Genomic DNA, 21,668 nt, shown 5'->3' on the forward strand with positions numbered 1-21,668 from the left:
ATTCTGCAACATTTTTTTGAGTTGTGGCGGACTATTACCTAGATATCTACGTCATTCGGGAATTTCTGCAACATAGTGTTTACAATTCACCCTGATTCGGAAACCTGGATGAAACACGATCGCGTCTACCAGTTGCCCGTCTGGAACATCGCGGTGCGGAATCTCACCATGCGCACGGAGCGCACGGCCTGGAGCCGGGAGATGCGCGCGTAGCCCTCGGCGATCTGGGATTCACCGGCGCACAGGAGCTCGACGCTGAGCGGGCGCTGCCCCGTCGACTCGCTGATGTAGGTGACGTTCGGCATCGTCGCCAGCTCCGCCGCGACCGCCGTCGAGTCGCCGCGGATCTCCATGAGGATGCGGACCGCCGTCACGCCCTCGGCGCTGGTGTCGGGTCGTGTGCGCAGCTGGATGACCCGCTCGCCGACCAGCCGCATCATCCGCTGCCGGGTAGCGGGCACCGAGAGTCCGGCCGATGCCGCCATGGCGGTGAACGACACCCGCGCATCGGTCTCGAGCAGGGCGAGCAGGATGCGATCGATCTCGTCGACCGTCCGTTCGGAGGCCGCGCCCGTGCGCCACGCCAAGGCGTCGAGCCCGGTCCCGCTCGTGTCGTGCCCGGAGAACGAGAAGACCGGCGCCCAGCTGCGCAGCACGATCGAGGTCCCGAGCGTGTCGACCTCCGCGTCGGTCTGGATGTGGCGGTTCACCAGGTCGGCGAGTTCGGCGTTGGTCGACGTGCTCACCTGCACCAGGAGGCGCTCGTAGTCGTCAGCGACGCCGATCCACGCGACCCCCGGCACCCGGGCGAGTCGCTCGGCGAGCCCGGCGGTGCCGCGGCGGGCGACGATCTCCACGTGGGCGACGACGGGTCGGCCGAGGATGGCGGGATCGATCAGGGCCACGGTACGCAACAGTCCGCGCTCGACCAGCCGCTCATAGCGCAGTCGCACCCGGGCAGCGGGGAGCATCGTGTCGCGTGCGAGCTTCGCGATCGACGCTCGGCCGTCGCGCTGCAGCGCCGCGATCACCTCGAGGTCGGTCGCATCCAGCTCGGGCCACGGGGTGCCCACCCTCGTCGCCGCGGCGGCCTCACTCACGTCACTCACAGATCCTCCCGACCCTCCGACGGCAGGATACCCTCGCACAAGACGCAGTCTCCGAAAGGACGAGCCACGACATGCGCGACCAGGTTCACCGACGCGCTCCTGAGCAGGAGCAGGACGCGCTCTCGTTGCTGCTGCGGCGGCTTCCCAAGGCCGAGCTGCACCTGCACCTCACGGGATCGTTCTGGCCTTCCGAGCATGCTCGCCTCCGGGCCGGATCCGGTCGTCCCGTCACCCCGGCCGCCCTCGACCGCGCCTACGACAACCGCGGGCCGGACAAGTTCTTCGCCGACCTCGATCGGGCGGCGGCCCACTGGGATGACCGCGATCGACTGGCGACGGCGACCCAGCGCGTGCTGCGGCGGGCGTTCGACCAGGGGTCGCACCACGTCGAACTGCTGTGCACCCCGTCGCTGACCGTTCGGCAGACGCGGATGGGAACGAGCGACGCGCTTCGCGCGATCGACGAGGGATTCGCGGCCGCCCGCGCCGAGCTTCCGATCACCGGCGGGATCGTGGTGGAGATGCACCGCCCCGACGGGGCGGCCGAGGCCCACCGCGTGGTCGACGCCGCCATCGCGCTGCGCGACGCCGGCGTGCGCATCCTAGGTGTGGGGAACGACGGCGACCACCGGCTCGGATCACTGGGCGAGCTGGCCGAACCGTACCGGCAGGCCATCGCCGCCGGCCTCCGCGCCACCGGTCACGTGATGTCCGTCGAGGAGGTCGCGCTGGCGCTGGAGCTGGGTCTGGACAGGCTCGACCACGGCTGGCCCGCCGTGACCCATCCACACCTGCTCGAGCAGATCGTGGAGACGGGCACGGTGCTGACCTTCACCCCGATGGCCTACGCACTGGGAGGCCACCGGGCGTCGATCCACTGGGCTGACGCCTACCGGGAACTCGCTCTGGCCGGGGTGCCGGTCGTCATCGGCACCGACGATCCCGCCCTCCATCACACCGATCTCACTCACTCCTACGAGCTCGTCGCCTCGCGCCTGGGCTGGAACGCCCGCGAGGCGTCTGCGGCGGCCAGGGCGTCCTTCGAACGAGCCTGGTGGCAGCCCGACGAGGCCGGCCTGATCGCCGGGCGCCTGGCCGAGATCGACCGGCTCGACGCCGACCCGTGGGGGCGCAGGGACTGATCAGCCGTCCGCGCGCCGCACGCCGTCCAGCCAGGCGGCCGCCGCGGTGCCCGGATCGGGGTGGTAGATCACGAGCACGAGGTCGGTGCCGTCGACGAAGAGCCGCTCGCGGCGCAGGATCAGGGTTCCGTTCCCCTCCACGGTCACCTGGGCTGCGTCATCCGACCCTGTCGCGCTCACGTCGTGCCGAGCCCACAGTTCGCGGAACCGAGCGCTCTCGGCCGAGAGGTGACGAACGAGGTCCTTGAAGCGCGGATCGGCGTCGTCGGCGCCGATGTCCGACCGCAGCTGCGCCACCACGCTGGCGGTGTTGTTCTCCCAGTCGGGATGCGCGGAGCGGGCATCCGGGTCGGTGAAGAGCGACAACAGCCGGTTGGTGCCGACCTCGAGTGACGGCTCCAGCGCGCGAGCGAGCGCGTTCACCGCGAGCACGGTGCGGTACCGGTCGAGCACGAAGGCGGGAACGCCGATCGTGTCGAGGAGCACCCGGATGCCGTCCGGCACCTCGGACTCGGGCCGGTCTGCCTCGCGCGGCATCGGCGGAGCCATCCCGGCCAGCAGCCAGAGGTGTGCGCGGGCTTCGGCGTCGAGTCTCAGCGCGCGGGCGAGCGCCTCCAGCACCTGTGCCGACGGGTTGCGATCGCGACCTTGCTCGAGGCGGAGGTAGTACTCGGCGCTGATGCCGGCCACGAGAGCCACCTCTTCGCGTCGGAGCCCGGGCACCCTGCGGCGTGAGCCGGAAGCCAGACCCACCTCGGGCGGCGTGACGAGTTCGCGTCGAGCTCGGAGAAAACCCCCGAGCGCCCGGTCTGCATCCACACCATCAGCGTACGACGTGGCCGCTCATCCTGTTCCCCGCGGTACTGGTACAGGAGGGGAAATGGTTCCGGCTGGGCGACGGATCGATGATCTATCGGTGGGCCGAAGGGCGGTCCACCCACAGGAGGAATTCGATGTCACAACACACCTGGCTCATCACGGGGGCGAGCAGCGGTTTCGGCCGGCTCGTGACCGAGCAACTGCTGGCCGCCGGAGAACGGGTGGCCGCCACGGCTCGCTCCACCGCCGGCCTCGACGACCTCGCCGAGCGCTACGGCGACCAGCTCTGGCTCTCGACGCTCGACGTGACCGACACGGCGCGCCTGCGCGACGTGGTGGAGGAGGCCTTCGCCGCCCTCGGCCGGATCGACGTGATCTTCAGCAACGCGGGCTATGGGCTGTTCGGCGCGGCCGAGGAGCTGACCGACGACCAGATCGACCAGCAACTGGCGACGAATCTCATCGCGCCGATCCAGTTGCTGCGCGCCGTGGTGCCGCACCTGCGTGAGCAGGGGGGCGGACGCTTCATCCAGGTCTCGACCTACGGCGGCCAGGCGACCAATCCCGGGGCCTCGCTGTACCACGCCAGCAAGTGGGGCGTGGAGGGGTTCATGGAGGGCAATGCGCGCGACCTCGCACCGTTCGGCATCGGCGTGACCATCGTCGAGCCCGGCAGCGCGGCCACGGGCTTCCGCACGGGGAGTTCGAAGCTGCCCGAGCCGCTGGCCGCCTACGACGGCACCCCCGCGGCGATGAGCCGCGGCATCCAGAACCCTGCTCTGCCGTCGGTCAGCGACCCGGCCAAGGTGGCTTCCGCGATTATCGCGTCTGTCCAGAGCGAGCCTGCGCCGCTTCGGCTGGTGACCGGCAGCGACTCGCAGCGGTACCTGCGCGACGCCCTCCGCGAGAGGCTCGCCGACATCGAGTCGCAGGAACTCAGCGCCGCGACCACCGACCTGTCCGCCTCATGACCGAGGCCTCGACCACGGGGCCCTCGCAGTCCTCCGGTGATCACGGTGCCGCCGTGGTCACCGGAGGCACACAGGGCATCGGACTGGCGATCGCGAAGGCGCTCGCGGCCCAGGGCAGGCGGGTGGCCGTGCTCGGGCGATCCGTGTCGACGGGCGAGGCTGCTCGTGCGGAGCTCGGCGATGGGCACCTGTTCGTGAGCTGCGACCTCGGCGACGAGAACGCCATCCCGGCGGCGTTCACCGAGGTCGCCGCAGCGCTCGGCCCGATCGAGGTGCTCGTGAACAATGCGGGCGTCGGGCGGGCGGCCGGCATCGACGATCTCACCTCGTCGCAGTGGGACCAGCTCATGGCCGTCGACCTCAAGGCGGCCTGGCTTTGCGCGCGAGCCGCGCTCACCTCGATGGGCAGGGGCGGTTCGATCGTCAACATCGCCTCCATCCACGCGCATCTCACCCGGCGAGGGCTCTTCCCCTACGCGGCGGCGAAGGCCGGGATGCTCGGACTGACCAGGTCGATGGCTCTCGAACTCGCCGACCGCGGAATCCGGGTGAACGCCGTGTGCCCCGGATACGTGCGCACTCCCCCGATGGTGGCGCAGTACGAGTCGCGCGACGATCCGGCCGCGGCCTGGTCGCACCTGGAGAGCGTGCAGCCGCTCGGGCGCGTTGGCGAGCCCTCCGAGATCGCCGCCGTCGTCGCATTCCTCGCGTCGGGCACGGCCTCGTTCGTCACCGGGGCGAGCTGGGACGTGGACGGCGGGCTGGGCGCCCGGTTCGCATCCTGACCCCTCGGCTCACGGCTGCGACGTCAGCCGGCGCAGCGCCTCCTCACCGGCCAGGTCGGGCGCGTGCCAGATGGCGAGGGTCTCACCCGATCGGCCGGCGAGGGGAAAGAGGTGGTAGCGCAGCAGGAACTCTCCGACGACAGGGCTCGAGAAGACGAACTCCCCCGCGGGGCTGGAGGCGGGCTCCGCCGCCCACGCCGAGGCGAAGTCAGGGCTCAACGTCGCGAGCTCGCCCACGAGGTCGAGATACTTCTCGTCCTCGAGGTGACGGTGGAGCGACTCCCTGAGCAGCGCGGCGACCTGGTCGCGCTTGGCCGACCAGTCGCGCGCGTTCGTGTCGGCTGTCGACGGGAGGAAGGTGAACCGTGCCAGATTGCTGCCCACGGCGAAACCGGGGGCGACCACGACGGCGGCCGCATTGGATGCCACAACCGTCAGATGCCTGTCGTACACGAAGGCAGGATGCACCGGGAGCGAGTCGATCAACTCGACCACGTCTGCCCGGTGCCCTTCGTTCGGCTCGCTCTCGGTCACCGTGCACACGCTACGTTCGCGCGGCTCCCGCATCGTGTCCCCGAGAGGAACACGGAGTCGAGATCGCTCACGCGATAGCCGCGTCGCGCGGCCGGATGCGCTCCCCGGCACCCGCCCTGGTGTTGACCTCGGCGCTCAGGAGCGCGCGGACGGCGTCGGCAGCGACGGTGTCGGCCTCGGCGTGCAGCACGGTCAGCACGTGGCGACGGTGGCCCGGGATGAGCAGGGTCTGCCGGGTGAAGTCGAGCAGCCCGAAGCCCTGGAGGGTCAGCCGCGCGGGGCTCACGTAGTGCGGATGCGCCTCGTGACGCGCCCAGAGCCGGCGGAAATCGGGGTCGCGCATGGCCAGAACGCCCACGATGCGCTGCAGCTCGCGGTCGTCGGGGTCGCTGTTGAATCGCAGCGAGGCCACTGTACGGCGCGCCGTCTCCTCCCAGTCGCGGTCCATCTCCCGCCACGCAGATCCGAACACCGCGATCGGCACGCTGATGCCGGGTTCCAGAATCCCCGGCAGCAGCGCCGCCGCCAGCGGATTCGACATCACCACCGTCTGATTGCGGTCGACGATGTAGGCGGGGGTCTGCGCCCACTGCTCGAGCATCGAGCCGAGGCTGCGATCCATCTCCTCGGTGAGTCTCCTGGGGTCGTCGGCACGCGAGCCACCCGCCTGGAACTCGACCAGGCGACGCATGTAGGCGACAGCCGCGTTGTCGAGTTTCATCGCCCGTGTGAGAGCGAACAGCACCTGCTCGGACGGCTGCCGGTCACGCCCCTGTTCCAGGCGCAGGTAATACTCCTGGCTGATACCCGCGAGGCGCGCCACCTCGTCGCGCCGGAGACCCTCCACGCGTCGGCCGGGAAGCGCCGTGAGCCCGACGTCGGCCGGCTGCAGGGCGGCCCGTCGTGCTCTCAGGTAGTCTCCGAGCGGTGAACTGCTGACCATGATCGGTCTCCCTCCTCGACCGATTCCCGGCCATGAGACCACGACACCAGAACGCCCCGCAGAAGACCATGCAGATGGCAGGCAGTTTGTTCTGCCCGCTCCGTCAGCCCAGTCGGTCGCGAAGCTCGACCACGTCGAGCATCATGATCGCCACGTGTCCGTTGCCCGGGTACAGGCTCAGCGTCGCCTCCACTTTCTCGAGGAGGGCTCGGGCATCGGCAGCCCGTCCCGCTGACAGCAGCGCTCTCGAGAGCGTGATCCCGGCACGTGCGGTGAGCACATCAGAGCCCAGGGGCTCCATCACGCCGAGGAACCGCTCCGCCCATCCCACCGCGGCTTCCGAATCGCCGAGGACGACCGAGGTGTTGGCCAGTTCTTCCAGCGCCGTCGTCCGCGAGAAGGAGTCGCCGAACTCCTCGTGAGGCTGTTCCTCGGCGGGGAGCTCGCTGAGGACCGCCAGAAGTTCCGCGGCGGACTCCTCGGGCCGGCCCACGAGGCGATACACCATCCCGCGCACGGTGCGGGCCTGCCGGCGATCGGCCAGGGCACCCGCCTCGGCGTAGCCCTCGATGGCGGCGTCGAGATGATCGAGCACGGTCTCGAGTTGCCCCGTGTACGCGCGGGCCCAGGCATACAGGAAACCGGATCGGGCTGAGAGGTAGGTGTCGTCCTCCGCGGTGGCGATCGCCAAGGCCTCGAGCGCATACCGCTGGGCCGAGACGGGGTCCCCTCGCTCCGTCATCGATGTCCACACGAGCGCGCAGTCGGCCTCGGCGACCAGGGTCGGCGTGCCGAGCCGTTCAGCTGATGCCCGCGCGAGTTCGTTGAGCTCGTGCCAGCGATTCCACTCATGGCGCCCGACGTGCGCGCGCATGGCTCTGGACACCAGCACCGGTGCGTGGAGGTCGCCTTCGCCGGCGACCCTGGTGAGAGCCGGCCACCAGTGCTCGGCCTGACCGAAGACCCACCGTCGTTGCGCCAGACGATCAGCCGGGGGCGCCCAGCCCTCCACCGCGAAGACATCCCACTCCTCAGGGATCTCCACACCGGTCGAATCGGCCGCGACCACCTCCAGGAGCGAGCGCACGAGCCAGTACGACAGGCGATCCTGCGCGTCGCGTACCTGCTCGGGAGTGGACTCCAGACGCAACCGCGAGGTGGCGAACACCCGTAACAGATCGTGCAGCCGGTATCGGCCCCCCTGGCGCACCTCCAGCAACCCGAGGTCGACGAGACCCTCGAGGTGGTTCTCTGCCTCGGAGAGCGAGCATTCGGCCGCGGCCGCCGCGATACCCGGGTCGAACGTCGGACCCTCGATCATCGCCAGCGCGCGGAACACCTTCGCCCCGCCCGGGTCGAGTTCGTCGTAGGAGAGGGCGAACGCCGCCTCCACCGACCGGTCCCCCGCCACCAGGAGTGCGAGGCGCCGCTCCTCCGAACGCATCCTCTCTACGTAGTCGGCGACCGAGGACTGCGGCCGGCTCGCGACGCGGTTCCCCGCGATGCGGAGCGCGAGTGGCACCCCGTGGCACAGCTGCACCAGCTCCGCCACGGCGTCGGCAGTGCGCTGCTGCGACGGGATGATACGTTCGAGCAGTTGCGTGCTGCTCTCCGTGGGCAGCGAGTCCACATGCAGGCGGCCGCTCGCGGTGATCCCTGCGACGGTCCGGCGCGACGTCAGCACGATCGGACCGCGGGAGTTCGCGGCGAGCAGGGGGCGCGCCTGGTCCTCCGAGGCCACGTTGTCCAGCAGCACCGAAGCACCCGTCGACTCCGCGACCACCTGCCAGCGGGCGATCGCCTCGTCCAACGCCCCGGGCGGCTCGGCCAACTCGTCGTCGAGCTGCTTGAGCACGCGCTGCACGGTCTCCAGAGGCGTCAGCGGCACCCTCCCCGTGCCTCCGAGGTCAAGGAAGGCGAATCCGTCCGGCGACCGTCTCGCCATCGCCTCGAGCGCCAACGAGGTCTTGCCGAATCCCCCGGCACCCGTGAGCACGATGACCGCAGCCGGCTCCACCATCATCGCGCCGAGCACCTCGAGCTCCGTGTCACGGCCCGTGAAGTCGAGCAGCCGATGAGGCCGCGGTGCCGCGGCGAGCGACGCGTCGGCGGCGAGCGCCTGGCGCACCGAGAGCACGAGCGCACGCGTCTGGTCGTCCGACAGCCCGAGTCCTTGCCCGATCGCCTCGAGGGTGCTGCGGCGCGGTGTTCTCGACACGCCGCGCTCGATGTCGCTGAGACCCCGCACGCTGACGCCCGATCGCTCGGACAGGTCTTCCAGGGTGAGCTCGGCCTCCTGGCGGGCAGCCCGCACCAACGCCGACACCTGAGTGTGCTCAGCCATCATCCTCCCGATTCTCCACTCCAGAATCGCACACGCCGCACGGCCTGTGTCAGACGGGCTTCACCTCGCGGGTGGTCCCCACCGCACCGGGCGAGAGAAGATCGGCGATCCACGCCGCTCCGCTCACCGCGTACTTCGATCGATAGGCGTCGTCGACCGCTTCCTGGCCGAGTTCCGTGGGCTCGAGCGTCACGTCCCAGGTCTCACCGTCGGCGCGAACGCGCACCTGTGACGCTCCCGACGCGTGACGGAACCACCCCGCACCCGCCCCGTGGGACGACCGCACCACGAGCCGGTCGCCGAGCCGCACCATCCAGATCGGCACGAACGCCCGGAAGCCGCCGTCGGGCGCGCTCGACGAGATCTCGATCTGCCACGCTTCGCCGAGGCGGTCCAGCTCGTCCGCGCTCCACGTCGTCATCGGGCCACCACCACCTTGCCCACGCTGCGACCGGAGTCGACCAGCTTGTGGGCTTCCCGCAGGGTGTCGCCCGCGAAACCGTCCAGCACGGTCGTCGCCGTGGTGCCCACGGTGTGGTCGTCGACCAGCTGGGCGAGCTGCCTCAGCAGATCTCCCTGCTTGTGCATGTCGGGCGTCTCGTAGAGCGCCCTGGTGAACATCAATTCCCAGTGCCAGGCGATCGACTTCGACTTCAGCGGCAGCAGATCGAGCCCCGAGGGTTCGTCGATGGCCGTCACCTCACCGAACGGCTTAAGCATCGTGGCGAACTGCGGGATGTTGCCACGGGAGTGCGGACTGAACACCCACTCGACACCGCCGGGTGCCACGGCCAGCACCCCCGAGGCGAGGTCGTGGTGGCCGACCACGTGGTCGGCGCCCAGAGCCAGCACCCACGCCCGGGACTCGTCTCGCGAAGCAGTGGCGACCACCTGCACCTGGGTGAGCTTCTTGGCCAGCTGGATCATGATCGACCCGACACCGCCCGCGCCGCCGAGCACCACCAGGGTGCCCGCCGATCGGCCAGAGAGGGCGAAGCGCTCGAACAGCGTCTCCCACGCCGTGATCGCCGTGAGCGGGAGCGCTGCTGCATCGGCATGGCTGAGCGTCGACGGCTTGCGGGCGACGATCCGCTCGTCGACGAGGTGCAGCTCGGCGTTCGTGCCGTCGCGGGAGATGTCCCCGGCGTACCAGACCTCGTCACCGGGGGCGAAGCCCTGCACCTCCGGGCCCACCGCCTCCACCACCCCCGAGGCGTCCCACCCGAGCACCCGGCTGCTGCCGGCGCGCAGGGAGTTCCGCGTCTTCGTGTCGACTGGGTTGATCGACACGGCCTCCACCCGCACCAGCAGGTCGCGCGGTCTCATCGGCGAGAGCGTGTGCTCCTGCTCCACGAAGGCGCGCGGGTCGTCGAGTGTCGTGCCCCCTTGCGCGACCAGCGCCCTGGTGACGATGGGCTTGCCCTGACTCATGTTCGTCCTCTCTCGTGTCGTCGAACACGCTAGGGCGAACCCCGCGCGAGCTGGCTGTCCGCGACACGGGTAGTCTCCGCACCCGGGTGGTCCCGTCGAGGGCACGCAGCGCACTGAAGCCGCTGCCTACCGTGAACCGTCGCGCAGACCGCGCATCCGTCATCACGACCAAGGAGGCACACCATGCCGTACTTCACCACCTCGACCGGAGTCGAGCTCTACTACACCGAGCAGGGCGAGGGGCAGCCCATCATGCTGAGCCACGGCTGGCCGCTGTCGTCGGACGCCTGGCAGAAGGAGCTCAAGGTGTTCGCCGACGCCGGTTACCGCACGATCGCGCACGATCGCCGCGGGCACGGCCGCTCGGAGAAGACCTACACCGGCAACGACCTCGACACCTACGCTCGCGATCTCGCCGAGCTCATCGAGCACCTCGACCTGCACGACGTCGTCATCATGGGTCACTCCACCGGCGGCGGAGAGGCCGTGCGCTACGCAGCCCAGTACGCGAACGGCCGAGTCGCCAAGGTCGTCACCGCCGGCGCCATCCCACCGGTCATGCTCAAGTCCGACAAGAACCCGGCCGGTTCGCCCATCGAGGTGTTCGACGGAATCCGCGCCGGCGTGCTCAAGGACGCCTCGCAGTTCTGGATCGAGCTCAGCGAGTCGTTCTTCGGCGCGAATCGGCCGGGGAGCGCGGTGTCGGAGGGCGCGAAGCGCGACTTCTGGCGGCAGGGCATGCTCGTGAACCTCGCGGCCGCGTACGACTGCATCAAGGCCTTCTCGGAGACCGAGCAGTTCGACGACCTCGCCGCCCTCGACGTGCCGATCTACATCGCCCACGGATCAGACGATCAGATCGTCCCCATCGCCGGCGCGGCAGAGCAGAGCATCACGATCGTCAAGAACGGCACCCTGAAGGTCTACGAAGGCGCGCCCCACGGCATCTACGGCGCCTACCAGGACGAGCTGATCGCCGATGTGCTCGCCTTCATCAAGGGCTGAGACGATGGCGACCGCGCGAGTCAGACCGCCGCTGAACAGCTTCGGCATCTCGTTCGGCCTGTCGGGTCTCGCCGGCACCTGGTCTGAGGCGGCGCGATCCCTCGCGTCGCCTCAGGTCGTGGCGGAGGCGCTGTGGGTGCTCGCGATCGCGGCGTGGCTGGTGACGGTCGTCCTCATCCTCAATCGCGCGCCGTCGTGGCGGGCGCTCGCCGACGACGTGCGCCACCCGGTGCTCGGCCCCTTCACGGCCCTGGTGCCTCTGCCCCCGATGATCTGGGGCGCTCACCTCGCCGCGACCGACCCGGTCGTCGGAACCATACTGGTGTGGCTGGGGGCGACGGCGTCAGCCGTGTTCGGCGCGTGGTTCGTGGCGCAGCTGCTCGCGGTTCCGCGGGGCCTCGCGGCCGTGCACGGCGGTTACTTCCTGCCGGCGGTCGCTGCCTCACTGCTCAGTGCCCAGTCGCTCGCCGTGATCCGGCAGGACGGGCTGGCCCTGCCGCTGTTCGGTGTGGGAGTTCTGTTCTGGGCTCTCGTCGGCGGCGCCGTGCTGGCGCGGCTGATGGCCGGGCCCGAGCTCCCCGGCGGGCTGCTGCCCACGCTCGGCATCTTCTCGGCCCCGCCCGCCGTCGCCGGCAACGCGTGGTGGGTGATGACGGGAGGCGACACCGGGGCGGTGGGCATGCTGCTGGCGGGCTCCATGGTCGCGGTGCTCGCACCCCACCTGTTCCTGCTGAGGCGCTATCTGCGCCTGGAGTTCGTGGTGGGGTTCTGGGCACTGACGTTCACCACCGCGGCGAGCGCGACCTTCGGCCTGAGACTGCTCGCCGCCTCGTCGACCAGCGGATGGGCGATGCCGGCCGGATGGGCGGTGCTGGGGATCGCGACCGCGGTGATCGCCCTCATCGCTGCTTTCACGGTCCGGCTGTGGCTCGGCTCCGCCCTCAGTCGTCGATCAGCGCACCGAGCTGCCCTCGACGTGTGACACCGAGCTTCGCGAACGCGCGGTGCAGATGCGCTCCCACGGTGCGATGCGAGAGATATACCTGATCGGCGATCTCCTTGTTCGTGAGACCCTGCGCCGCGAGCCGCACGACGAGCAGCTCCTGGGCGGTGAGCCGCGTCGCGAGGTCCGAGCCACGCGACACCGCATCGCGCGCCTCGCCCTCGCCCGCCGCACGAAGCTCGCCGGCCGCGCGCTCGGCCAGGGCGTAGAGCGACTCGGCACGGAAGCCCGCGAGCGCGGCCCTCAGGTGAGTACGCGCCTCGACGATATGCCGCGAGCGCCTCAACCACTCTCCGTAGAGCAGGCGGATGCGGGCGACGTCGGTGGAGGCCTCGCATCGGCCTCCCCAGTCGAGCGCCTCCTCGAAGAGAGGACGGGCGTCGTCGCCCTCTGTGGTCACCGCTTTCGCCGCCGCGACGAGCATCCACAGGTGAGCGGACTCGGTGCGTCGCGCCGCGATCTCGGCCCGCGCCAGCCACGGCGCGATCACCTCGGGTGTCCCGAGCCTCGCCGCAGCCTCGGCGAGGTCGAGTCCCGCCCAGAGTTCGACCGACTCGTTCACCGAGGTCTGCAACAGACTCTGCACGGCCTCGGCGTAGCGGTTCTCTCCCAGGGCAAGGAGGCCGGCCGCCCAGGACTGCACGGCGGCCACCCGGGCGAACGGCTGCGCGCCGCCCAACCGAACCGAGGTGGCCAGTGCCGCCTCGGCCTCGACCCGATCGCCCCGGCGGGCCCGCGCCCTGGCCACCTCGGCTGCCGCCATGGCACCGACGACGGCGAGATCGAGGTCGAGGCTCAGCATGAGGGCCTGCTCGGCATCGGCCAGTCCCGCCGAGATCGCCCCGGCCGTGATGCGCAGTCCGCCCCGCCCGCACAGGGCCGTCGACTCGTCGGAACTGCGTCCTTCGTCATGGAAGGCCGCCTGCGCCGTGTTCCACACGAGCACGGCGCCGTCGAGGTCGGCTGAGCTCTCCGCCGAGAACGCCAGGCAGTTCAGGAGCATCGAGTCGCTGGGCGAGAGCTGGCGCCGGAAACTCGGCAACATCGCCTCGATCGGCAGCCTGCTGCGCGGGTCGACTAGGCTGCGACCGATGCGGTAGAACACGTCGGAGTCATCGGCGCCGGTCGCCTCGAGAGCAGCCGCGACCTCCGCGGCGACATCGGCGGGCTCTTGCAGGATGAAGGTGCGCACGGCCGCGAACACGAGCATCTCGATGCGCGCTGCCGGGTCGTCCAGCTGCTCCGCCACACCCACCAGCTCCCGCACCGTGCGACCGGCATACGCCGTCGTCTGGCTGAGGATCCACTCCGTGGTGGTCACCCTCCTCAGCGTGTCGACGTCGTTCGCGGCTGCTCTGGCCTCCTGCACCAGGTCGATCGCCAGGGCGATGTCTCCGGCCTGCCTGGCCGACTCCGCGGCCTCGGCGAGCCGCCGACCGCGATCGGCGATGTCGGGACTGAGTGCGGCGGCGCGGCGCCAGCTCTCCGTGGCCTCCGCGCGCGCACCCTGACGGGCGGCCGTCGCGGCCACCTCCTCGAGCCGGCCGGCGACCTCCTCGTCCACCCCGAACGCCGCGGCAGCCTGGTGTCTCACCGAGCGTCCGGTGTCCGCGCTCGACGCGGCGAGGGCCCGGTGCACCACGGCCCGGCTCTGCGAGTCGGCGGTGTCGTACAGCGCCGACGAGATGAGCGGGTGCCGGAAGGCGAACGATCCTTCGCGCACGGTCAGCACCCGCGATCGCTCGGCCGGCACGAAATCGAGCGCCGTGAGTCCGAGCGCCCCTGCCGCCGAGACGATCTCCTCGAAGCTCGAGTCCTCGCCTGCGGCGGCGACGAGCAACGCCGATCGGGTTCTCTCGGGCAGAGTGGCTGTCTCCGCCAGGAAGGCCTGCTCCAGGCGCCGCGGAAGGGTGAGTCTGCCGGGAGCCGGCTCGCGAGGTGTGGAGGCCACGGCCTCCGCAGCGAACTCGGTGAGGGCCAGGGGGTTGCCCGACGACGCGGCGAGGATCCGCCTGCGGAGAGGAGGGGGGACGTGCGGTCCCACCGTCTCCAGCAGTCTCTCAGCGGACTCGTCGCTCAACGGTGCGGGTGCCACGACCTCCGAGAACGCACCCGACCAGTCCTGGTACCGCGCCTCCGAGCGGGTGGACGCGAGCAGCAAGACCCTCGTCGTTGCAAGCCGGGACGCCAGGAACGCGATCACCTCAGCACTGGACCGGTCGATCCAGTGCAGATCCTCCACGAGCAGCAGCACGGGGCCGGTCGTGACCAGCTCCTCGACCACGCCGAGGGTCGCGATGCTCAGCACCAGTCCGTCGGAGGCCGACCCCTCCACGATACCGAAGGCGACTTCGAGTGTGCGGCGCTGACGGGACGGGAGAGCGGCCACCCGGTCGATCACGGGATGCAGGAGCTGGTGCAGCCCGGCGAAGCCGGACTCCGTTCCGGCGCGCGTTCCACGGCAGGTGAGGGTGGTGAACCCGGCGGCGGCGGCCTCTGCGGCGACCGTGTCGAGCAGGGCCGACTTGCCGATGCCGGCGTCACCCTCTACGAGAACGGACCGGCCATGGCCGTGCTGGGACTGCACCACGGCGTCACGGAGGACGGCCAGTTCGTGGTCTCTGCCGACGAGTGTGGTCATTTGACGGATGCCTCCTCGACGGCCGAGCTGCGACCGTTGTGTTCGATGGACGAGAAGAATCTGACATGAGCGCGGCGATGCACTCGCCGCTCGGCGACTACCTGCGCGCGAGGCGCGCAGCGGTGAGACCTGAAGACGTGGGCCTCGCCCCGATCGGGGTGCGTCGCGTCGACGGGCTGCGTCGTGACGAGGTTGCCCGACTGGCCGGGGTGAGCCAGGAGTATTACATCCGCCTCGAACAGGGTCGCGACCGGCAGCCCTCGCTGCAGGTGCTGCAGGCCCTGGCCCGACCGCTCAAGCTCGACGCCGGCGGGATCGACTACATGCAGAGACTCGTCCACATCCAGAGCGGCGGACGTCGGGGCTCCGATCCGGCCGCCCTGGCCGAGGCGCTCGACTCGGGGCTGCGCTCGCTCCTCGACCAGTGGCCGGCCACGCCCGCCTACATCCTCGATCGCAACCTCACCGTCGTGATGGCCAACTCGCGTGCCCGGCATGAGCTTCCCGGCGGCTGGGAACCGGGAGCGAACGCGGCGCTCATCGTGTTCAGCGAGAGCTGGCGAAAAGCGGACCGCCACTGGTCGGCGACCGCCGAGCACACCGTGGCGGCATTGCGCTACTCCAGCGACCCCGCCGACCCGGAACTCCGCGACCTCGTGGGCCTGCTGTCGCTGCGCGAACCCGACTTCGCCGAACTCTGGGGCCGTCACGAGGCCTCCCCCATCACCGTGCGCGAACTCACCGTCGAGCTCGTCGGCGGACGCACGGCCGGACTCACCGAACAGGGCCTGGTCGTTCCCGGCGAGCGGGGGCACACCGTCGTGGTGCTCCACGCGTCCGCCACGGCGACGAGGAGGCTGCCGGCCTGATCTGACCCGCCGCCATCCACGCCTCTCGTCACCCTCCCGAGGGTAGGGCACGAGGGGCCCTTCGGCGTGTCCGCGGCAAGGACAGGGTGCTATCCAGGGCGATCGGGATGCGACTGCCCCCAGCGAGGCGGGTGTCCCCGACGCCCCCAGCCCCAGCACGCCGGTATCCCCCGAGGGGCCACGATGCGAGCCCGGGCCGCTGCCTAGCGTGACCGATGACACCACGACCGAGTCACGGAAGGAGCCCCACGATGACGGCATCGCCGATCGTCGACACGATCACCGACCAGCTCGCGACCCTCGGTGTGCATCGCCTCTACGTGGGCTCCACGCTCGGCACGCCGGGCCTGGCGGAGGCCGCCGGAAGGGCCGGCCTCGAGCACGTGGTGCTGGCTGGCGCAGAGTCCCCGGCGTTGGCCGCCGCCGGCGAGTCGCTCACCAGCGGGGGGCTCACGGCGTGCATCGGAACCCGCGGCGGTGCGCCGGGGTTTCTCGACGGTGTCGCCGACATCCGGCACGACGGGCCGGTGATCGCCGTGCTCGCGACCTCGGCCGGCGATCCGCACTTCTCGGCGGAGAAGTTCGTGTCGGAGCACGCCATCCCGGTCGCGACGGTCTCCGACCCCGCGGAGACGGCTCCGACCCTGCGTCTGGCGGCGGCGACCGCGCTGGCGCGCCGGGCCACCGTGCTGGTGCGGTTGCCGGAGGGCGCACTCGGCGGCGGTGACGGGCACACCGGCACGCACCCGCATCCGGTGCCGACGATCCCCACGGCCCACCGCATCCTCGACGCTCCCGCGGGCGATCGACCCGACCTCGACGCGATGACCCGCATCATCGACTCGTCGCGCCGCGTCACCATCGTCGCCGGCGACGCGACGTCGGAGGCGCACGACCAGGTGATCGACCTGGCGCGGACACTCCAGGCACCGGTCGCCCACACGCTGCGCGGCAAGGAGAACGTGGAGTGGGGCAACCCGTACGACGTGGGCCTCGTGGGCCGGCACGGCGCGGCCTCGGCGCGACGTGCCATCGCGGACAGCGACGCGGTGATCGTGCTCGGAACCGACCTCCCACCTGATCAGACCCTCCCGCTCTCGGCCAGGATCGTGCGGCTCTCCGGCCAGCAGCGCCTCCCCCGCATCCTCTCGGTGTGGGCGGAGACGGTGGGACAGCGCACCGACAAGGACCGTCTGGACGGCCTCACGGGGCTCTTCCGCGCGGAGCGCACCGGCCGGGCGATGCTCAAGCCGCCGACCCTGAGCGGGATCTCGGCGCTCGAGGTGATCGGCCAGCTCGACCGGCTGGCGCAACCCGACGCGATCATCGCCGCCGATCTCGGCCCCTGGCACGCGGCCCTGGGCGGGCTCGGAATGAACGGGTCACGGCGGCTGATCGGCACGCTGCGGGAGAACTCCTTGGCCGATGCGGCCGCGCGGGCCATCGGAGCGGCGAGGGCGGAACCGGGGCGCCAGGTGATCGCCCTGGTCGGGGATCGCGGTCTGCGTCACGTCGAACGAGAGCTGGAGCAGTTGACACTCCGGGACGACTCCCTGACCGTGGTGGCGCTCGGCGACCGCGGCGTCGCCGACCACGCTGCCATGCCGAGCGCACTGGCGGCCGCGCTCGGCGGGCGAGGCCCGCGACTCGTCCGGTTCGCGCTGACGCCGGGCATCACCCCCACGAACACACCCGCCGCGAGCAGCCTGCGCTCGCACCGCATCCCGTCCCTTCTCTCCCTCTCCTAAGGATCGATCGTGAGCCTCTCCCCCCTCCCCTCTGCTTCGGCCGGCGGCACCTTCGCGCTCGGTGGAATGCTGCCAGTTGCGCGACTCGGCTTCGGCTCGATGCAGCTCACGGGCCCCAACGCCTTCGGGCCATCGCGGGATGCCGAGGGTGCTCGGGCCGTGCTGCGTCGCGCCCTCGAACTCGGTGTGACGCTCATCGACACCGCCGACGCCTACGGCCCCGGCGTGGCGGAGACGCTCATCGCCGAGGCGCTCCATCCGTACCCCTCCGATCTCGTCATCGCGACGAAGGGCGGTTTCGTGCGCGGCCCGCGGGCCGAATGGCGAACCGATGGCCACCCGGCCCACCTCAGGGCCGCGCTCGAAGGCAGCCTGTCGCGGCTCCGCCTGGAGCGCATCGATCTCTACCAGCTCCACCGCATCGACCACCGCGTGCCCCTCGAGGACCAGATCGGAGCGCTGGTCGAGCTGCGGGACGAAGGCAAGATCCGCCTCATCGGCCTGAGCGAGATCACGACCACGCAGTTGCATCGCGCGCTCGAGATCACGCCGATCGCCACCGTGCAGAATCAGTTCAACCTAGCCGACCAACGCGCGGCCGGCCTGGTCGACGAGTCGGCCCGGTTGGGCATCGGGTTCATCCCGTGGTTCCCCCTCGCCACCGGTGGGCTGTCGCGAGCGGGCGGGCCGCTCGGCGAACTCGCCGCCGCGGCGGGTGTCAGCCCGTCGCAGCTCGCTCTGGCGTGGCTGCTGCGACGCTCGTCGACGATGCTGCCGATCCCCGGCACGCGCGATCTCACGCACCTCGACGACAACGTCCGCGCGGCGGCCATCGACCTCGACGACCCCCGGTTCGCGGCTTTCACGGAGGCGGCGGGATGGTGAGCGCGCAGGCTCGTTCGCAGGGCTCCCGGTGGGTGATCGCCGGAATCGTCTTCGCCTCGGTGGTGGTGGCCTCGGCCGCGGGTGCGGGCACCCCCCTGCTCGCCCTCTACCAGCGCGACTGGGGCTTCCCGCTGTGGGAACTCACCCTGGCCTTCTCCGTGTACGCGGGCTCCCTGCTGCTGACGCTCCTCGTCGCGGGTTCGCTGTCCGACCACGTGGGCAGGCGCCCGGTGCTCATCGGTGCCCTGGCGCTGATGATCGTGTCGGGAACCCTGTTCTTGATCGACGACAGCGTGGGCTGGGTGGTGCTCGCCCGGGCGATCCAAGGTGTGGCGACCGGTGCGGCGACGAGCACCTTCACTGCCACGATCATCGAGCTCAGCAGCGAACGGCACCGCGGGGTGATGACCGTCGTCACGAGTGCAGCGCCCGTCGGCGGGCTGGCGCTCGGCGCCCTCCTCACCGGCGTGGTGTCCGACGCGGTGCACGACCCGACGCGACTCGTGTTCGGCGTGCTGATCGTGAGCTTCGTGGTGGGCATGATCGCCGTGTTCGCCGCCGAGGAGACCTCGGCGCGTACTCCAGGCGCCGCACGATCATTGCGGCCACGCCTGGTGGTGCCGCCGGCGCTCACGAAGACGTTCGTCGCGGTGGCCCCTCTGGTGGCGGCGGGCTGGATGTTCTCAGGCCTGTTCCTGGGGCTGGCACCCACCTTCGACCGGACGGTGTTCGAACTCTCGGGCGGTGCTCTCAACGGTGTGATGGTCGCCCTCCAACCGGCCGCGGCGGCCCTGATCGGACTCGTCTTCGCCCGGGTCGCAGCCCCGCGTGCCGCAGCTGTCGGCGCGGTGCTCATGCTGGCCGGCGCCTCGCTCGCGGTCGCGGGCCTGCTCAGCGTGCAGCTTCCCTTGGTCGCTGCAGGTGCCGTGGTCGGCGGCGCGGGACAGGGAGCCGGTTTCGGCTCATCCCTCCGCATCCTCGGCGAGCGCGCCGACAACGCCGATCGCGGAGGGCTGTTCTCCGCCGTCTATCTCGTGGCCTACGCGGGGTACGGGGTGCCCGTGCTGATCGCCGGAGGACTGTCCGGCGCACTGGGCCTCGCTCCCGTGGTGACCGTCTACGGGGCCGTGGTCGCAGCACTGGCGGCCTGGGCCCTGGTCGCGATTCTCAGAACTCTCGGGTCCGACATTCGTCGGAGCACCGCATCCACCACCGTCCGAGGAGGACACTCATGACCGATTCCGTCACCGTCACCGCCGCCACCGCGCCGAACCTGGAGATTCAGGCCGCGAACGGCGTCCGCTATCGCTACCGCCGATTCGGAACCGTGACCGCCGATCGTCCCCCGATGGTCTTCCTTCAGCACTTCCGGGGCAACCTCGACAACTGGGACCCCGCACTGATCGACGCCATCGCGGCGCAGCACGAGGTGATCCTCCTCGACAACACGGGGGTCGCGGGTTCGTCGGGCCGCGTGCCCACCTCGGTGGGCCAGATGGCGCGGGATGCTCTGGAGTTCCTCGACGCACTCGGCGTGCGCCGGTACGACCTGTTCGGGTTCTCGCTCGGAGGGTTCGTCGCTCAGGAGATCGCGCTGCTGCGCCCGACAGCCGTGCGCGCCCTGGTACTCGCGGGCACCGGCCCCGCCGGGGCCCCACGGATGCACGGCTGGCGTGAGGACATCCGTCGCGAGTCGCACCACGACCAGAGCACGGCCGAGAGTCTGCTGTACATCTTCTTCGCGCACACCGACACCAGCCGCGAGCTCGGAAAAGCCTTCCTCGGCCGCATCTTCGCACGCCAGGTGGATCGGGACGAGCCCACGACCACCGCGGTGCGCGACGCCCAGTACGACGCGGTGCTCGACTGGGGCATCCCCGACCTGTCCAAGCTCGAGCGTCTGCGCGGGATCGTGCAGCCCACACTCATCCTGCAGGGCGACGACGATCTGATGATCCCGACGCCCGGCAGCCACCTGATGGCCGGACTCATCCCCGACTCGCGCCTGCACATCTTCCCCGATGCGGCCCACGCATCGATCTTCCAGTACCCCGAGGAGGCGGCCGGGATCGTCAGGGGCTTCCTCGCCGAGGTCGAGACCGCCGGCACCCCGTCGGCCGGCCGCTGACCACACCACAACCAAGGAGAACACCATGTCATCACTGCTGGACCGGATCGTGGACGCCCACGGCGGCAGCCGCTGGAACGAGATCGCCACCCTCAGCGCCACCCGTCACTTCGGCGGCGCGTTCTGGGCCCTCAAGGGGGTCCCCGGAATCGCCGAGGAGGGGCGCTTCACGGTCGACATCGGCCGCGAGCACACGCAGCTGTTCTCGTTCGGCGACGCCGAGCTGCACAGCGACTTCACGCCGGGCCGGGTGGAGATCGTGCGCTCCGACGGCGAGGTCGTCGAGTCGCTCGACGACCCGCGATCGAGCTTCGCCGGCCACGTGCTCACCACCCCCTGGAACCGACTCCAGCTCGCCTACTTCACGGGCTACGCGATGTGGACCTACAACACCGAGCCGCGATCGTTCCTGCTTCCCGGCGTGGTCACCGACGAGGTCGGGGCCTGGACCGAGCCCGACGGGCAGGTGTGGGAGCGACTGCGGGTCACCTATCCCTCGACGCTCGCCACGCACTCCACCACCCAGACCCTCTACGCAGATTCTGACGGCATTCTGCGCCGGCGCGATTACGAGGTCGACATCGCGGGCGGATCGCCCAGCGTGGAGTACATGACCGAGCAGGTGACGGTCGACGGCATCGTGGTTCCCCGCCACCGCGAGATCTACGTGCGCGACGACGCCGGCCGGGCGGTGCCCGAGCCGCTGATCGTCTCCATCGACATCGACGACATCGTGCTGGGCTGAACGGTGCACATCGCCCAGCACACCGTCGCCCGGCTGCGCATCGAGCTGCCCGGCTCGTTCGACTCGGTCGTCGAAGCCTTCGAAGAGGCGGTGCCCGCTCTCGACGTGCCCGAGCTCGGCGCGCTCATCCGTGCCGGTGAGTGGCCGGCCATCGAGACGTGGACGCGCGGCCAGGCGCCGCACGGCTTCCTCCTCTTCTGGCGCAACGACGTGAGACCGCTCATGCGGGTCGCGGGAGACCACGACCCCGCGGTCGCCTACCTCATGGGCAACCATGTGACGGCCGAGTCGATGTTCCGCCACGACCCGCGCGTGATGAACTACGCCCCGCTGCGGGTGGAACTCTCGCAGGCCTCCGACGAGCCGGTCGTGTTCACCGTCGACCGCCCCAGCGACCACTTCGGCGCCTTCGGCGATCCGCGCATCCTCGAGGTCGGTCGGCAGCTCGATCACGAGCTGGCCGAGCTGCTCGCACTGCTCGGCGCCTCGCCCGCCGATCTCGACGTCTTGACCCTTCCCGACCCGCCCGTGTCCACGGGCACCATCGCAACACACTAAGGAGAACA

20 protein-coding genes are annotated in these 21,668 nt (G+C 70.5%); 12 read left to right on the forward strand and 8 right to left on the reverse strand.

The features are described from left to right. Positions 1–125 precede the first annotated feature (125 nt). Positions 126–1,109, reverse strand: coding sequence for an AsnC family transcriptional regulator (locus tag N1031_RS05940; protein ID WP_259478685.1), 984 nt, complete (start codon positions 1,107–1,109; stop codon positions 126–128). Between the two features lie 71 nt (positions 1,110–1,180). Between N1031_RS05940 and N1031_RS05945 the strand changes: the two genes are divergently transcribed. After that, positions 1,181–2,251, forward strand: a complete 1,071-nt coding sequence (locus N1031_RS05945; protein WP_259478686.1) for an amidohydrolase family protein — start codon at positions 1,181–1,183, stop codon at positions 2,249–2,251. Here N1031_RS05945 and N1031_RS05950 read toward each other — a convergent pair whose 3' ends face one another. Then, positions 2,252–3,070: a helix-turn-helix domain-containing protein gene (locus N1031_RS05950; protein ID WP_259478687.1), complete on the reverse strand. Its 819-nt coding sequence runs from the start codon at positions 3,068–3,070 to the stop codon at positions 2,252–2,254. 134 nt (positions 3,071–3,204) lie between these two features. Between N1031_RS05950 and N1031_RS05955 the strand changes: the two genes are divergently transcribed. Both N1031_RS05955 and N1031_RS05960 read left to right on the forward strand, forming a co-directional pair. Continuing rightward, positions 3,205–4,041, forward strand: coding sequence for an SDR family oxidoreductase (locus N1031_RS05955; RefSeq protein ID WP_259478688.1), 837 nt, complete (start codon positions 3,205–3,207; stop codon positions 4,039–4,041). After that, positions 4,038–4,826 (forward strand): SDR family NAD(P)-dependent oxidoreductase, encoded by a 789-nt coding sequence (locus N1031_RS05960; protein ID WP_259478689.1) that lies wholly within the window; start codon positions 4,038–4,040, stop codon positions 4,824–4,826. The genes N1031_RS05955 and N1031_RS05960 overlap by 4 nt, the downstream gene beginning before the upstream one ends. 9 nt (positions 4,827–4,835) lie before the next feature. Here N1031_RS05960 and N1031_RS05965 read toward each other — a convergent pair whose 3' ends face one another. From N1031_RS05965 to N1031_RS05985, 5 genes are all read right to left on the reverse strand, one after another. Continuing rightward, entirely contained in the window at positions 4,836–5,360 is a 525-nt protein-coding gene (locus tag N1031_RS05965; protein ID WP_259478690.1) for an MmyB family transcriptional regulator, read from the reverse strand. A 67-nt stretch (positions 5,361–5,427) separates the two neighbouring features. After that, entirely contained in the window at positions 5,428–6,303 is an 876-nt protein-coding gene (locus tag N1031_RS05970; RefSeq protein WP_259478691.1) for a helix-turn-helix domain-containing protein, read from the reverse strand. A gap of 103 nt (positions 6,304–6,406) precedes the next feature. Beyond that, complete coding sequence (locus N1031_RS05975) at positions 6,407–8,650, reverse strand: XRE family transcriptional regulator (RefSeq protein ID WP_259478692.1); 2,244 nt, start codon at positions 8,648–8,650, stop codon at positions 6,407–6,409. A gap of 46 nt (positions 8,651–8,696) precedes the next feature. Further along, positions 8,697–9,068 (reverse strand): DUF2255 family protein, encoded by a 372-nt coding sequence (locus N1031_RS05980; RefSeq protein WP_259478693.1) that lies wholly within the window; start codon positions 9,066–9,068, stop codon positions 8,697–8,699. Next, on the reverse strand, positions 9,065–10,078 hold the full coding sequence (locus N1031_RS05985; protein WP_259478694.1) for a zinc-binding alcohol dehydrogenase family protein: 1,014 nt from the start codon (positions 10,076–10,078) through the stop codon (positions 9,065–9,067). The genes N1031_RS05980 and N1031_RS05985 overlap by 4 nt, the downstream gene beginning before the upstream one ends. A 183-nt stretch (positions 10,079–10,261) precedes the next feature. Between N1031_RS05985 and N1031_RS05990 the strand changes: the two genes are divergently transcribed. Both N1031_RS05990 and N1031_RS05995 read left to right on the forward strand, forming a co-directional pair. Then, positions 10,262–11,083 (forward strand): alpha/beta fold hydrolase, encoded by an 822-nt coding sequence (locus tag N1031_RS05990; RefSeq protein ID WP_259478695.1) that lies wholly within the window; start codon positions 10,262–10,264, stop codon positions 11,081–11,083. A gap of 4 nt (positions 11,084–11,087) precedes the next feature. Continuing rightward, positions 11,088–12,065: an SLAC1 family transporter gene (locus tag N1031_RS05995; RefSeq protein WP_259478696.1), complete on the forward strand. Its 978-nt coding sequence runs from the start codon at positions 11,088–11,090 to the stop codon at positions 12,063–12,065. Here the strand turns inward: N1031_RS05995 and N1031_RS06000 are convergent. Continuing rightward, entirely contained in the window at positions 12,025–14,727 is a 2,703-nt protein-coding gene (locus N1031_RS06000; protein ID WP_259478697.1) for an ATP-binding protein, read from the reverse strand. The two genes, N1031_RS05995 and N1031_RS06000, sit on opposite strands and share 41 nt — an antisense overlap. A gap of 65 nt (positions 14,728–14,792) precedes the next feature. On the opposite strand from N1031_RS06000, the gene N1031_RS06005 reads away from it, so the two are divergent. From N1031_RS06005 to N1031_RS06035, 7 genes are all read left to right on the forward strand, one after another. Next, positions 14,793–15,596, forward strand: coding sequence for an MmyB family transcriptional regulator (locus tag N1031_RS06005; protein ID WP_259478698.1), 804 nt, complete (start codon positions 14,793–14,795; stop codon positions 15,594–15,596). Positions 15,597–15,847: 251 nt separating this feature from the next. Next, on the forward strand, positions 15,848–17,344 hold the full coding sequence (locus N1031_RS06010) for a ubiquinone-dependent pyruvate dehydrogenase family protein (RefSeq protein ID WP_259478699.1): 1,497 nt from the start codon (positions 15,848–15,850) through the stop codon (positions 17,342–17,344). Between the two features lie 9 nt (positions 17,345–17,353). Beyond that, positions 17,354–18,229: an aldo/keto reductase gene (locus N1031_RS06015; protein WP_259478700.1), complete on the forward strand. Its 876-nt coding sequence runs from the start codon at positions 17,354–17,356 to the stop codon at positions 18,227–18,229. Further along, entirely contained in the window at positions 18,223–19,464 is a 1,242-nt protein-coding gene (locus tag N1031_RS06020; protein ID WP_259478701.1) for an MFS transporter, read from the forward strand. The genes N1031_RS06015 and N1031_RS06020 overlap by 7 nt, the downstream gene beginning before the upstream one ends. Continuing rightward, the gene (locus N1031_RS06025; protein ID WP_259478702.1) at positions 19,461–20,357 is read left to right on the forward strand and encodes an alpha/beta fold hydrolase; all 897 of its coding nucleotides are present in this window, start codon (positions 19,461–19,463) and stop codon (positions 20,355–20,357) included. The genes N1031_RS06020 and N1031_RS06025 overlap by 4 nt, the downstream gene beginning before the upstream one ends. 25 nt (positions 20,358–20,382) lie before the next feature. Next, on the forward strand, positions 20,383–21,102 hold the full coding sequence (locus N1031_RS06030; protein WP_259478703.1) for a hypothetical protein: 720 nt from the start codon (positions 20,383–20,385) through the stop codon (positions 21,100–21,102). A 3-nt stretch (positions 21,103–21,105) separates the two neighbouring features. Continuing rightward, positions 21,106–21,660, forward strand: a complete 555-nt coding sequence (locus tag N1031_RS06035) for a DUF302 domain-containing protein (protein WP_259478704.1) — start codon at positions 21,106–21,108, stop codon at positions 21,658–21,660. Positions 21,661–21,668: the final 8 nt, after the last annotated feature.

It is taken from the genome of Herbiconiux moechotypicola (assembly GCF_024979255.1).
GTDB classification, from domain to species: Bacteria; Actinomycetota; Actinomycetes; order Actinomycetales; family Microbacteriaceae; genus Herbiconiux; species Herbiconiux moechotypicola.

Coding starts and splice junctions, on each gene's coding strand:
- N1031_RS06000 (WP_259478697.1), bottom strand. CDS start 14,727: ATGACCACACTCGTCGGCAGAGACCACGAACTGGCCGTCCTCCGTGAC.
- N1031_RS06005 (WP_259478698.1), top strand. CDS start 14,793: ATGAGCGCGGCGATGCACTCGCCGCTCGGCGACTACCTGCGCGCGAGG.
- N1031_RS05985 (WP_259478694.1), bottom strand. CDS start 10,078: ATGAGTCAGGGCAAGCCCATCGTCACCAGGGCGCTGGTCGCGCAAGGG.
- N1031_RS05975 (WP_259478692.1), bottom strand. CDS start 8,650: ATGATGGCTGAGCACACTCAGGTGTCGGCGTTGGTGCGGGCTGCCCGC.
- N1031_RS05980 (WP_259478693.1), bottom strand. CDS start 9,068: ATGACGACGTGGAGCGCGGACGAGCTGGACCGCCTCGGCGAAGCGTGG.
- N1031_RS06020 (WP_259478701.1), top strand. CDS start 18,223: ATGGTGAGCGCGCAGGCTCGTTCGCAGGGCTCCCGGTGGGTGATCGCC.
- N1031_RS06010 (WP_259478699.1), top strand. CDS start 15,848: ATGACGGCATCGCCGATCGTCGACACGATCACCGACCAGCTCGCGACC.
- N1031_RS05990 (WP_259478695.1), top strand. CDS start 10,262: ATGCCGTACTTCACCACCTCGACCGGAGTCGAGCTCTACTACACCGAG.
- N1031_RS06025 (WP_259478702.1), top strand. CDS start 19,461: ATGACCGATTCCGTCACCGTCACCGCCGCCACCGCGCCGAACCTGGAG.
- N1031_RS05955 (WP_259478688.1), top strand. CDS start 3,205: ATGTCACAACACACCTGGCTCATCACGGGGGCGAGCAGCGGTTTCGGC.
- N1031_RS05995 (WP_259478696.1), top strand. CDS start 11,088: ATGGCGACCGCGCGAGTCAGACCGCCGCTGAACAGCTTCGGCATCTCG.
- N1031_RS05945 (WP_259478686.1), top strand. CDS start 1,181: ATGCGCGACCAGGTTCACCGACGCGCTCCTGAGCAGGAGCAGGACGCG.
- N1031_RS06030 (WP_259478703.1), top strand. CDS start 20,383: ATGTCATCACTGCTGGACCGGATCGTGGACGCCCACGGCGGCAGCCGC.
- N1031_RS05970 (WP_259478691.1), bottom strand. CDS start 6,303: ATGGTCAGCAGTTCACCGCTCGGAGACTACCTGAGAGCACGACGGGCC.
- N1031_RS05960 (WP_259478689.1), top strand. CDS start 4,038: ATGACCGAGGCCTCGACCACGGGGCCCTCGCAGTCCTCCGGTGATCAC.